This window comes from Pseudoalteromonas sp. AWM4_233 (genome assembly GCF_056158285.1).
In genome coordinates this window covers 2,039,412-2,051,965 of the sequence record NZ_JBSWSZ010000001.1, presented here as the reverse complement: position 1 = coordinate 2,051,965, position 12,554 = coordinate 2,039,412, and the positions used below count along the sequence as shown (strand labels likewise).

9 protein-coding genes are annotated in these 12,554 nt (G+C 38.2%); 8 read left to right on the top strand and 1 reads right to left on the bottom strand.

Going from position 1 to position 12,554, the window contains the following annotated elements:
• The first annotated feature begins 39 nt into the window (after positions 1 to 39).
• The 6 genes from pyrD (at position 40) to ACXAC4_RS09070 (ending at position 7,763) form a co-directional block, all read left to right on the top strand.
• On the top strand, positions 40 to 1,050 hold the full coding sequence (gene pyrD / locus ACXAC4_RS09095) for a quinone-dependent dihydroorotate dehydrogenase (RefSeq protein ID WP_138478573.1): 1,011 nt from the start codon (positions 40 to 42) through the stop codon (positions 1,048 to 1,050).
• A 122-nt stretch (positions 1,051 to 1,172) separates the two neighbouring features.
• The gene (locus ACXAC4_RS09090) at positions 1,173 to 1,700 is read left to right on the top strand and encodes a cell division protein ZapC domain-containing protein (protein WP_475160773.1); all 528 of its coding nucleotides are present in this window, start codon (positions 1,173 to 1,175) and stop codon (positions 1,698 to 1,700) included.
• 68 nt (positions 1,701 to 1,768) lie between these two features.
• Positions 1,769 to 3,880 carry a bifunctional 23S rRNA (guanine(2069)-N(7))-methyltransferase RlmK/23S rRNA (guanine(2445)-N(2))-methyltransferase RlmL gene (gene rlmKL, locus ACXAC4_RS09085; RefSeq protein ID WP_475160772.1) on the top strand — a complete coding sequence of 704 codons (2,112 nt, stop codon included), beginning with the start codon at positions 1,769 to 1,771 and terminating at the stop codon, positions 3,878 to 3,880.
• Positions 3,873 to 4,100: a glutaredoxin family protein gene (locus ACXAC4_RS09080; protein WP_475160770.1), complete on the top strand. Its 228-nt coding sequence runs from the start codon at positions 3,873 to 3,875 to the stop codon at positions 4,098 to 4,100. The genes rlmKL and ACXAC4_RS09080 overlap by 8 nt, the downstream gene beginning before the upstream one ends.
• A 1-nt stretch (position 4,101) precedes the next feature.
• Positions 4,102 to 6,012 (top strand): ATP-binding cassette ATPase Uup, encoded by a 1,911-nt coding sequence (gene uup / locus ACXAC4_RS09075; protein ID WP_475160767.1) that lies wholly within the window; start codon positions 4,102 to 4,104, stop codon positions 6,010 to 6,012.
• Between the two features lie 11 nt (positions 6,013 to 6,023).
• On the top strand, positions 6,024 to 7,763 hold the full coding sequence (locus tag ACXAC4_RS09070) for a DUF3466 family protein (RefSeq protein ID WP_475160765.1): 1,740 nt from the start codon (positions 6,024 to 6,026) through the stop codon (positions 7,761 to 7,763).
• Positions 7,764 to 7,825: 62 nt separating this feature from the next.
• Here the strand turns inward: ACXAC4_RS09070 and ACXAC4_RS09065 are convergent, their stop codons facing one another.
• Complete coding sequence (locus tag ACXAC4_RS09065; RefSeq protein WP_138478583.1) at positions 7,826 to 8,332, bottom strand: DUF2062 domain-containing protein; 507 nt, start codon at positions 8,330 to 8,332, stop codon at positions 7,826 to 7,828.
• Between ACXAC4_RS09065 and ACXAC4_RS09060 the strand changes: the two genes are divergently transcribed.
• Positions 8,312 to 10,591 (top strand): DNA internalization-related competence protein ComEC/Rec2, encoded by a 2,280-nt coding sequence (locus ACXAC4_RS09060; RefSeq protein WP_475160761.1) that lies wholly within the window; start codon positions 8,312 to 8,314, stop codon positions 10,589 to 10,591. The genes ACXAC4_RS09065 and ACXAC4_RS09060 overlap by 21 nt on opposite strands.
• Positions 10,592 to 10,804: 213 nt before the next feature.
• The gene (gene msbA / locus ACXAC4_RS09055) at positions 10,805 to 12,553 is read left to right on the top strand and encodes a lipid A export permease/ATP-binding protein MsbA (protein ID WP_475160759.1); all 1,749 of its coding nucleotides are present in this window, start codon (positions 10,805 to 10,807) and stop codon (positions 12,551 to 12,553) included.
• Position 12,554: the final 1 nt, after the last annotated feature.

Genomic DNA, 12,554 nt, shown 5'->3' with positions numbered 1-12,554 from the left:
TTTTTGCCCAGATTTTTTAACGATTACTAAGGAGTTTTCATGTTTTATGAACTAGCGCGTCGCTATATGTTCGGTCGAGATGCCGAGTGGGCCCATGATTTTGCATTGGGTAACCTTCGTCGTTTTGCCAATACACCGCTCAGTATGGCTTGGTCGCAATCTGTTGCAGATAAACCTGTAAACTTTCTTGGTATAGATTTTAAAAATCCAGTCGGCCTTGCTGCTGGATTGGACAAAAATGCTGAATGTATTGATGCCTTTGGTCAAATGGGTTTTGGCTTTATTGAAGTAGGTACGGTGACACCGCGCCCTCAAGCAGGTAATGATAAACCTCGAATTTTCAGACTACCTGAAGCACATGCTGTTATTAATCGTATGGGTTTCAATAACAAAGGTGTCGATAATCTTGTAAACAATGTAAAAGCTTCAAAATACACAGGTGTTTTGGGTATCAACATTGGCAAAAACAAAGACACACCAAACGAAAAGGGTAAAGATGATTACATTCACTGCATGCGAAAAGTATTTGAACATGCTTCTTACATCACAGTGAATATTTCATCACCGAACACACCAGGCCTTCGCGACCTTCAATATGGTGATGCTCTGGATGACTTACTACAGAGCCTGAAGAATGAACAAGTGGATTTAATCGCAAAACACAATAAATCAGTGCCTATGCTTGTGAAGATTGCACCTGATGTTGATGCTGTGCAAGTTCAACAAATTGCTGAGTCTCTTATGAAGAATCGTATCGACGGTGTGATTGCGACAAACACAACCCTTGAGCGTGAAGCGGTTAAAGGTTTACAGTACGCAGAGGAAATGGGGGGGTTGTCAGGTCGTCCAGTTCGTGAGAAGTCGACCTTTGTTGTTAATGAATTGAAAAGGATCACTGAAGGTAAACTTCCGATCATTGGTGTTGGTGGGATCGACTCTGCAGATTCTGCGAAAGAAAAACTGAACGCAGGTGCCGATTTAGTCCAGGTATACACAGGCTTTATCTACGAAGGTCCGCAATTGGTTAAGCGTATTGTTGACGCTTTATAATGATCAGTTATATAACTAAACGATCCTTTTAAATTTGTTCTTATAAACAATTTTAACATTCGTTATTTTTCGTTATACTCCTGTCTCTATCTAGATATGGCTAGTAGGCAGGAGATTTCACGGTGCAAGCTTCTAAAGAATGGCAGTGGTTACGTTGCAGTGAACGCAACCGACTTCTTATTGACTTAGGTGATGAGCTTCAACTTTGCACTCCGTACAAGCTACATCAACTCACTGGTGACTCATTATCTAATCCGAAATTTTGTATCGACGATGCAGAGTACTACCAAAACGTATACTTCTATTTGCAAAACTTTAAGGTCTGGACTGACGCCCAGTGTTGTCAAATAGCTTTGAATGCCACAGCTGCTAAGTTTCATTTAAAACCCATGCTGGCAAAAAGTTGGTTTTTTAGCGAATACACAGGGAATGCTGATAGAACAGAAGCCATCATTGCACTTACTTCATCTGAGCAAACCGGTGAATTTTTCATCGTTGAGTGTGACTCTGAGAGTTCTTTGTGTATTAGTTTAAACGCTGAGTTCAAACTAGATGAGCACCTTTCTTTAGAGCCATTCCAAGCAATACGTGTTTTGAATAATCGTATTCACCCTCTGATGTTAGCTGACAAAATTACCAAAACAGCTTAACTCAACAAGGCAAGCAACAAACAACCTGTGATATACTTTCGACCATTAAAGTATATAGGGTTAAAACATTGCAATTTATCGCACTTACTTCCATTGGTATTGAAAATTTATTAGTAGATGAAATCAAAGAGCAAGGCTTAGAGGTTATCAAACAGTCTGTTGGTTCAGTAAAGTTTGAGGCGGATAATAGCCAAGCACAACGATTTTGTTTAGTCACACGTTTTGCAACACGTGTCATGCTGCTTCTAGAAGAAAATGCAGAGATAAACACCAAAGAAGATTTATATAAATTTGCACGTTTTCAGCCTTGGCAAGAATTCTTTGGCCCAAAACAAACATTTGCGATTGAATTCAATGGTACAAACCAGGCTTTAAAAAATACTCAATTCTCAGGCTTAGTGATTAAAGATGCTGTCGTAGATTATTTCAATGACTTGTTTGAGCAACGTCCGAACGTTGACAAAGCTGAACCAAATATTCGCATTGTGGCCAAATTAAATAAAAGCCATTGTATGCTTTATCTTGATTATTCAGGCCCACGTCTATCAGATAGAGGTTACAGAACTCGTCAGGGTAAAGCGCCAATTCGTGAAAATTTAGCAGCAGCACTGGTTAAGCGAAGTGGCTGGTTGAATGATGTAAGCCAACCTCTATTCGACCCATGTTGTGGCTCGGGCACTTTACTGATTGAAGCTGTGGGAATGGCAAACAATGTGCCTGCAAATATTAATCGCAAGTTTGCATTCCAAAACTTACCTAGCTTCAGACCTGCAAAATTTGATGAAATCAAACAGGCTTTAAAAAGTGAAGTAACAGAAAACAACCTATGGATCATGGGGTCGGATTTTGACGAAAGAGTGATCAATGTTGCACAGCAAAATGCGCGCAGAGCAGGCGTTGAAAATCTCATTGATTTTAGTGTAAAAGATGCGAATAAATTGTCTCAAGTTGCCAAGCGTTCTGGGGTTGTATTAAGCAACTTACCTTATGGTGAACGTTTAGGTGCGATGGCTGAACTTATAAACCTATATAGAAATATGGGTTTAGGCTTTAAAAAGTATTTCCAAAATTGGCAACTTGCACTATTAGGCACAGATGAAAGCTTATTCAAATTACTTAAATTAGCTAAATCTAAAACCTATAAGTTTAAAAATGGTCCACTTGATGTTGCACTCTATCTTTACGATGTGAACGAAAAGCAGATAAGTCAGAGTCAAGAGAAGACAGGTCTAAACTTTGAAGGTTCATCGGCTTTTGGCAACCGTTTGAAGAAAAATAAAAACGCACTTAAGTCATGGATTAAAAAAGAGGGCATTAACGCCTACCGTTTATATGATGCTGACATTCCTGAATACAATGTAGCTGTTGATATTTATAACGATTCTGCGGTTATCTTTGAATATGCAGCACCGAAAGAAATTGATGATACTGTTGCGCAAAAACGTCTACAAGATGTCATCACCTTAACGTCTGAACAACTTAATATTCCAGCTGAGAATATTGCAGTTAAGGTTCGTAAAAAGCAAAAAGGCGATGCACAATACAACAGTTTTGATAAGCAAAATCGAGTTGATGTTGTTGAAGAATTTGGTGCAAAGTTTAAAGTAAACTTGTTCGACTATTTAGATACGGGCTTATTCTTAGATCACCGTCTAGCACGTCGCTATATCCAGCAAAATGCAAAGGATCAACGTGTATTGAACTTATTCTCTTACACAGGCAGTGCGTCTGTGCATGCTGCAGTGGGTGGTGCTAAGTCGGTTACAACAGTTGATATGTCAAAAACCTATTTAAAGTGGGCAGAAGAAAACTTTGCACTAAACAACCTCAAGAACCCTCGTTTCAGATTTGAGCAAGCAGATTGCTTAAAATGGCTCGAACACGCACAAGGTCAATATGATTTGATCTTTTTAGATCCTCCAACCTTCTCAAATTCAAAGCGCATGAAAGCTGAGTTTGATGTACAACGAGATCACATCAAATTGATGGAGTGGGTGAAGAAAATTTTAAATCCAAAAGGTACTTTATTGTTCTCTAATAACAAACGTGGATTCAAAATGGATGAAGTCGCTTTAATGGGCTTAGGTCTGAAGGCTGTGAATATTTCTTATAAGACGCTCTCACCTGATTTTAAACGTAACAAACAGATCCATAATAGTTGGTTGATCACACATGGATAAGTTTACCCTATATCACACCGAGGGCTGCCATTTATGCGAGCAAGCCCTTGAGTTACTGAATGCTCAGTTACAATCTGAGCAAATAATTTTAAGAGATATTGTCGAAGAGCCTGAATTGGTAGAGAAGTATCAGTACACCATTCCTGTTGTGTCAAATAAAAACAACCAAGAGCTAGGTTGGCCATTCGACGAGCAAAAATTAAAAGAGTTTATAAACTAAGATGGATTTAATCAGAATTGCAAAAGCGCAGTTAGCTTTTGGCACACACCCACTATTAGATAATGCCGATGCGGTGATTGAAGCTGGTGAACGCGTTTGTATTGTTGGCCGTAACGGTGCCGGTAAATCAACTTTACTTAAAGTACTTGATGGGCAAGTTCAACTCGACGATGGTGAAATCAACCAAGTTGGTGATTTAAAGGTATCACGATTAGAGCAAGATCCGCCAAAAGGTGCTGAAGGCTCAGTGTTTGACTATGTCGCGAATGGCATTCCAGACATCGCAAATTTACTGATTGAGTACCATCATGTCAGCGAGCAAATGCAATCAGATTATTCTGAGTCAGTGCTAAATAAATTTGAGAAATTATCTTCTCGTATTGAAGCACAAGATGGTTGGCGCTTTGAAAGCCGCATTAAGCTGGTTTTAGCACAGTTAGAGCTTACACCTGAGATGCGATTAGAGAAGTTATCAGGTGGCTGGCTAAGAAAGGTTGCCTTGGCAAAAGCACTTGTGAGTGAACCAGATTTATTGCTACTTGATGAGCCAACCAACCACTTGGATATGAACAGTGTTATCTGGCTAGAGCAGTTTTTAAAAGATTTTAAAGGCGGCATTGTATTTATTTCGCACGATAGGGCGTTTATCCGCAGTATTGCAACACGTATTCTAGATTTAGATCGCGGTAAGTTAATTTCTTATCCAGGTAACTACGAAAAATACCTTGAGCAAAAAGCGCATGACTTGAAAGTAGAAGAAGCGCAAAATGCCTTATTTGATAAAAAGTTAGCCGAAGAAGAGGCCTGGATCAGACAAGGTATTAAAGCACGTCGTACTCGTAATGAGGGTCGTGTAAGAGCATTAAAAGCTCTGCGTGTAGAGCGAAAACAGCGTGTTGAGCAAGTAGGTAAAGCTGATTTTAATATCGAAACTGCAGAACGCTCTGGCAAGCTTGTTTTTGAAGCTAAACACTTAAAACATGCATTTAAAGACAAGCCTATTGTCAATGATTTCTCTACTCTTGTTATGCGTGGAGATAGAGTCGGTTTAATTGGGCCAAATGGTGTTGGTAAAACAACCTTGCTTAAATTGTTATTCGGTCAACTTGAAGCCGTGTCAGGTAGTGTAAAGCAAGGCGTAAACCTTGAAGTTGCTTATTTTGATCAATATCGAGAAAAGTTAGACGAAGAGGCAACGGTGCAAGACAATGTTGCTGAAGGTAAGCAGGAAGTCATGATGGGCGGTCGTAGCCGACACGTGTTGGGTTATCTACAAGACTTCTTATTTCCGCCAGCCAGAGCAAGAACACCCGTTAAGGCATTGTCAGGCGGTGAGAAAAACCGTTTGTTATTGGCCAAGCTTTTCTTGAAACCCTCCAATGTGCTTGTGCTAGATGAACCGACTAATGACTTGGATATTGAAACACTTGAGTTGTTAGAAGATATTATTAACCAATATCAAGGCACGATCCTAATTGTAAGTCACGACCGAGAGTTCATTGATAACACTTGTAATAGTGTCTGGGCGTTTTCAGGTGACGGTGAAGTAATTGATATTATTGGTGGTTACACAGACTATCAGGTCTATAAAGCAGAACTTGATGAAAAAAGAAAGCAATTGGAAAAGCAGCAAGTTTCACAAGCTGTAAAAGAAGTAAAAAAAGATAAAACAAGTAACAAAAGCAGTAAGCTAAGTTACAAATTAAAACTTGAATTAGAACAACTGCCTAGTAAAGTAGAAACCCTTGAACTTGCACTTGAAGAACATCAAGCTTTGGTAAATGATCCAGAGTTTTTCAAACAACCTCAACAAGAAACGCAAGCGGCATTGAACCAATTGGCAAATCTAGAGTCTGAGCTTGAAACTGCTTATGCCCGCTGGGAAGAGTTAGAAGAATTACAGAATCAGTAGTAAGGATTAAAATGAAAAAAACAATTTTAGCAGCAAGCATGTTGTCTGTACTAAGTAGTACAGCATTGGCTGCTACTTACCAGTTAACTGAATTACCAAGATATGAAAATGGCAAAAATACATTTATCTCAGATGTTAATGAGTCTGGAGATATCATAGGTGCCGCAACACAATTATTCGATTATTCAATTGACGTGTCGTATTTAAACTTCGATGATTCAGATTTAAAGACCGCTTATGATAAATATGTAGATGCGCTGGCTGACATAAATAAAGAAGCCACCTTTACACTAGAAGATGTAAAGAATGGTATTACAGCTACAAATGCAGATGCTAATTCATTTATGTTAGGATTCTTGGCTGGTAAAAGCAGCGATGCTGAATACCAAAAACTCAATGATCGTATTGGGTTAACAATTTCCGCTAACTCTGCTGATGAACTCGTTATTTTTGATACTCAAGCAACCTATGCTGATTCACTAACACGCTCAGTAACTAACTTCCCGACTGCAATTACTAACGACGGTGTCATTGTCGCTTGGGGTTCTGCACCATACAGACCGGAAGTTTTCAAAAAAGAAGGCGAAGACGATAAAACCGTTTTTGTCAGAGATTGGTCTTCTCGTGGAATAGTTATTTCGCCTAGTGGTAAAAAGGTAACGCTTGAACCTGAAATTGATACTTATGGTGGTTCTTCATTAGTTACAGATATTGTTCAATTAGATTCTGGTAATTACATTGCAGTTGGTAGCAGTAGTATATCTATCCCAGAAAATAGTCAAGAAAGATATAATGAACAATGTGACGGGATTGATGAACTAGTACAAGTCTGTTCATGGGATCTGCAAAGGGGAAGTTTTTATAACACTGAAGCTTATCAATGGGAATTAGATAATAATTTAAATGTGGTAAGTACTGCAAAATTAGGTTTGGGTTTAGTTCGTAAAGAAGATGAAAAAAGCGCCTTCAGTAGTTTGGCGCTCGCTACGAATAAAAATGGGATATCAGTAGGATACTCAGTTGTAAGAAATACTGATGATGACAGGATTTATTCTTACGAGCAGGCTGGTTACTTTAAAGATGGCCAGTTTATGAGAATTCATCCTCACGAAAATTATATTCAAGGTGGTAAAGCAATAGATATCAATAACAATAATATTGTTATTGGTAATTACTATGAACAGGGTAGAAGTTTTGGTGGTGGTGTTATAGTAAGAAAACAAGTTGGCTTCTACTATGATATTAACTCCGATACTTACGAAGAAATCCCAGCATTCTTTAATGGCTCAAAAGCGACGTTAAGAGATATTAATGACAAAGGGCAAATTATTGGTCAAGGTGAGGTCGAAAAGAACACCTCAGTGCCAAAATATGAAGCATTTTTATATGAAATTGGTTCAGACAAAGTTACAAACATCAATGATTTCCTGCCTTGTAGAGCTGAAGACGGTACTGCGTTTCCTTACACAATTGCAGAAGCAACAAAAATCACTGAATCCGGTCATATATACGCAAATGCAACAAAAACTGTAGAGCGTCGTGACAGTTTAGGTCAAGTAATGAAGGATTCAGAAGGTAACATTGAGAAAGAAGCTGTATCAGTGCCCGTCCTTTTAACGCCTATCGCAGGTGGCACAATCGAAGAGTGTACACCTCCTGAAGCTGAGCAATATGAAAGACAATCAGCAAGCTTTGGATTCCTCTCTATCTTTGCACTTCCTTTATTGTGGTTAAGAAGACGAAAAGCATAAAATTTGCCTGAAGACATAAAAAAAGCCCGTAAGGGCTTTTTTTATGTCTATAGTTTATATAGTTATTGGCCTCGAGAATTCCAAGCCTTGTTGACTGAATGTCGCCATAACCAATCAATGCCGAAATAACCAATGAGTGCTGCGATGGATGCACAAATGAGAGAGCCAACCATGAATGCAGGGCCAATTGTTGATAGGCTTTCCACAAGCCACTCCCAACTTGCTTCAAAGTGGAAAGGTTGTGTCTCTTGACCTAATGCAAATACACCTACTCTGTAAGAGCAGTAAAAAATAGGCGGCATAGTTAAAGGGTTTGTTAACCAAACTAATGCAACAGATAAGGGTAAGTTGACCCTAAAAGGAATTGCACAAGCTGCTGCTAATACCATTTGAAAAGGAACAGGGATGAAAGCGAAAAATAAGCCTACAGAAAAAGCGCCCCGTGCAGAGCGGCGATTGAGATGCCAAAGATTAGCATCGTGGAGTAAACTGCCAAAAATCTTCAAAGATTTCTGCTGTTTGACCTTATTGTGATCAGGTAAAAATTTTTGGATCGTTTTTTTTGGCATAACAAGCAACCATATACTTCAATGTTGATGTGCTGGGGATTTCTGTACGGCTGTGTTCAAGCGGTATTTTACTTTCACACTTGGCAGTTTTACAGCTCACTGATATTCCTCATCGTAATGTGTTGCTATTTTAAGCCCATTTTCAATCTATTGTTAGGGTTTATTTTTGCTATTTTTGTCGTAGGCCTACAATCTGCGCTTTTTTATAGCTATGAACCGGATAAAAGGGTACTGAATGAAGTGAGTGAGTTAAAGGGTATTGTCACAAAGGTGATTGCCCCTCACAAAAACTCACTCGTAGAAGTAAAATTAATAGCAATAAATAATCAAAAAATCCCCTTTTACAAATCAGTTAAAGCGCAATTAGCAATACAACCAGATGTTTTAAATTTAGCCCAAGAAGACGAAATCATAGCTAAGGTTAAGCTAAAAGTTTTTAGAACACGGAAAAATAATCATAGCTTTAATTCAGAATTATATGCTTTTAGACAACAAATTTACTTTAAAGGAACAATCGAAGCACTTGAAGGGCGAACTTCAGCAGAAAAAAGTATAAGGCAAATTTATCGAGATAAGCTCTGGACGGTATTTGAGAAGAAAAAATTAAATTGGCTCTTATATGGGTTAAGTACAGGTGATAAATCAAAAACACCCGAAGAAACAAAAGAGCATGTCATTAAACTTGGAATTGGGCATATCCTGGCAATTTCGGGGTTACATGTCGGGATCCTTGTTTTCATTTGTTTTTATCTAGTCAAGGGCGCAGCTTGGGTGACATTAAGTGTGTTTCCGGTTAGTTATCAGCGTCTAAACCTTAATAAACTCTATGTCTCTTTAAGTTTATTAATATCATTTCAATATATTTATCTTTGTAGTTTTCCCGTCTCAGCAATCAGAGCATGGCTAATGGTGGCCATATTCTCGTATATATTCCTTACAGGGCGAGCAGTAAAAGTAGTTCAAATGTTAAGTTATGCACTGGTATTAGTGTTACTGTTAAACCCCTTTTCTTTGCTTGATCCAGGTTTATATTTATCCTTTATCGGTTACGCAACCGTTGTATGGGTTTTGAGTAAAACCAAAGCTCATAGCTTTTTTTCAAATTCTATAATTAGGTTGTTTTTAATTCAGTTTGCTTTGTTAATTAGCTTAGCGCCACTCAGCATTTACTATTTCAATGGGGTGAGTATTGTTGGCTTGCTTGTTAACCTATGCGTTATCCCATTATTAAGTGCGGTTATTTTTCCTTACATTATCTTATGTTTATTAGTAAACGGTGTATCTAGAAACATAGATTTTATGTTTGTTGATTATTTATTGTCAGCAGGATTAGATATGACAAAGCATTGCCTTCTCGACTTCGCATGGCTGAAATGGTCACAGTTATCACTTGAAACTGTGGTGCTATTTTATCTGATTGTGATGCTGTTGCTAATCAAACACTTCAGAGTATTTTCACTTGTACCAGCCTTTTCATTTGTATCTAGTTATGCCATTTCAAAACCATTATGGCAGGTTGATGTGATGGATGTGGGTCATGGTACATCAGTACTTATAGCGTCTGATAACCATGCATTATTGTATGATCTAGGAGCCAAATACTTTAACTTTTATTCACTGTTTGAACATGTCACTTTACCTGAAATAAAGGCGCGTGGATTAGAGTTAAGGCACACCATCATTAGCCACGACGATAAAGACCACAGTGGAGGCCTCGATGAGCTTTATACGTTTGATAATTTTGCTTCATTAAAGACATTTCATAACGGAGATCCGCTAAACTTATGTCATATTAAGAATATAAAAATGAAAAATATAAGTATTCAGACTATTTGGCCTATTGAAAACATGAACTCTGATAACAACAATTCATGTGTAGCTAAAGTGACAGGCCCTAGTGGAAGTATTTTATTAACAGGTGACATTGAATTTGAAGCAGAAAAGCGACTCGTTGAACGGTATGGGCAAATATTAAGGTCAGATGTCTTACTTGTACCACATCATGGTAGTAAGACCTCTTCAAGTGCTGAGCTTTTAGAAGCTGTAAAGCCTGAGATAGGCTTAATTTCAAGAAATTATTTCTCTCCTTGGTATTTACCCCATAAAACGGTTAAAGAACGCTACTCTTCGCAAAATATAAAATTAATTGACACCGCACTTTCTGGTCAAATCACTATTAATTTCTTTGATGATTATTATGAAGTAGAACAGGCAAGAGAAAAAACTAACTTTTGGGTAAAGCATCGATATCGATTTTAATTGAGAGTTTAAATACAACAGTCGCTTTGAGGTAACATGAAATTTCACATGAATGTTCATCATAAGTTGTAGCTTAACTCGTCGGATTTAACACCTAAAGCAAGTGTTAGAGTTAGATTTATTATCTAGCGCTTAGGTTATTTGCAGTAGAGCATTTAGTTTTATGCGTTTGAGAAGTACAATAACAAGGTTATTAAGTAGTTGAGAGCTTCTATGCAAACTAGTGCCAAGCATAATGCAAAGCAAATTTATAAGCGTCTATTTTCATATACCTATGATTTCAAATTAGCAGCCATATTCTCAGTCATTGGTATGCTTGGTTATGCGGCGATGGATGCCCAGTTCATTCGCTTAATGCAGCCGTTTATTGATGATGGCTTAACATCAAGAAATACAGAAGTATTAACTTGGGCGCCAGTGGTTGTAATTGTGCTTGTGCTAGGTCGCGGTGTATTTAATTACATGGCTTCTTATTGTTTAAGCTATGTTGGCTCAAGGGTAGTGCAAAAACTAAGACAACAATTATTTGAGCATATGCTTTTCTTACCAGTTTCATTTCATGATCAGCATTCCAATGGAGAACTTATTTCTAAGATTACTTTCGACACTGAGCAAGTTCAGCAAGCGATTACTAGAGCCTTACAAGTCATTATCAGAGAAGGCGCGTTTGTCGTTTTCTTACTGTACGTTATGTTCGAAGCGAACTGGAAACTATCATCTATATTCTTAACCGTCATTCCGATTGTTGCTGTAATTGTGGGTGTGGTCGCAAAACGTTTTAGAAAAATATCAAAAAATATTCAAGATGCTATGGGTGGGGTAACTCGTGGCTCAGAACAAATGTTGGCAGGTCATAAAGTGATCCACGGTTATGGTGGTCAAGATAAAGAAATTGCCAATTTTGCCCAAGTAAATAATCAAAACCGTCAGCAAAGAGTAAAAATGGATGCAACACGAGCTATCAGTGTCTCTGTTATTCAGTTTTTAGCTGCTGGTGCTATGGCATTAATTCTAGCCATTATTGCGATGCCAAGTGTTATCGATACCATTACTTCAGGCACATTTGTGGTTCTTTTGTCATCAATGATGATGATGTTAAAGCCACTAAAACAATTAGCGAATGTCAATGTCGAGTTGCAACGTGGTATTACTGCAGCACAAAGTATTTTTGAAATTTTAGATCTAGACATTGAAAAAGACACGGGCACACGCGAGCTCAAAAAAGCGCAGGGTGATATTGAAGTTAACAACATTACATTTACTTACCCTACGAAGGGTGAACCGGTTTTAAGTAACTTGTCATTAAAGATCCGAGCCGGTGAAAGTATCGCGTTAGTTGGTCGCTCTGGCTCTGGTAAATCTACATTGTCATCTCTATTGCCTCGTTTTTATGACTTCAAAGAGGGGGAAATTTTATTAGATGAACACAATATTTCAGAATATCCGCTTAAAGATCTTCGTGCACAATTTGCCATCGTTTCTCAGCAAGTGGTGTTGTTTAACGATACGTTGGCAAACAACATCTGTTATGGTGCCGATAAGGTTTTATCTGAACAAGAAATCATCGAAATAGCCAAAAAAGCCCATGTTTGGGAGTTTGTAAAAGACTTACCGCATGGTCTTAACACAGTGGTAGGTGAAAATGGGGTGATGTTGTCTGGTGGTCAAAGACAACGTATTGCAATTGCACGTGCAATCGTTAAGGATGCACCGATATTAATTCTAGACGAAGCCACTTCTGCACTCGATACTGAGTCTGAGCGTTTAATTCAAGCAGCCCTTGATGAACTGATGAAAGAAAAAACATCTATTGTTATCGCTCATAGATTATCGACGATAGAAAACGCTGATTGTATTTATGTACTTGATAAAGGCAAAGTGATTGAGCAGGGCGATCATAAATCTTTACTTGCTCAAAAAGGCACATATGCTGCGCTTTGCCAAATGCAATATGGCGAATAAT

Coding starts and splice junctions, on each gene's coding strand:
- pyrD (WP_138478573.1), top strand. CDS start 40: ATGTTTTATGAACTAGCGCGTCGCTATATGTTCGGTCGAGATGCCGAG.
- ACXAC4_RS09080 (WP_475160770.1), top strand. CDS start 3,873: ATGGATAAGTTTACCCTATATCACACCGAGGGCTGCCATTTATGCGAG.
- uup (WP_475160767.1), top strand. CDS start 4,102: ATGGATTTAATCAGAATTGCAAAAGCGCAGTTAGCTTTTGGCACACAC.
- ACXAC4_RS09070 (WP_475160765.1), top strand. CDS start 6,024: ATGAAAAAAACAATTTTAGCAGCAAGCATGTTGTCTGTACTAAGTAGT.
- ACXAC4_RS09065 (WP_138478583.1), bottom strand. CDS start 8,332: ATGCCAAAAAAAACGATCCAAAAATTTTTACCTGATCACAATAAGGTC.
- msbA (WP_475160759.1), top strand. CDS start 10,805: ATGCAAACTAGTGCCAAGCATAATGCAAAGCAAATTTATAAGCGTCTA.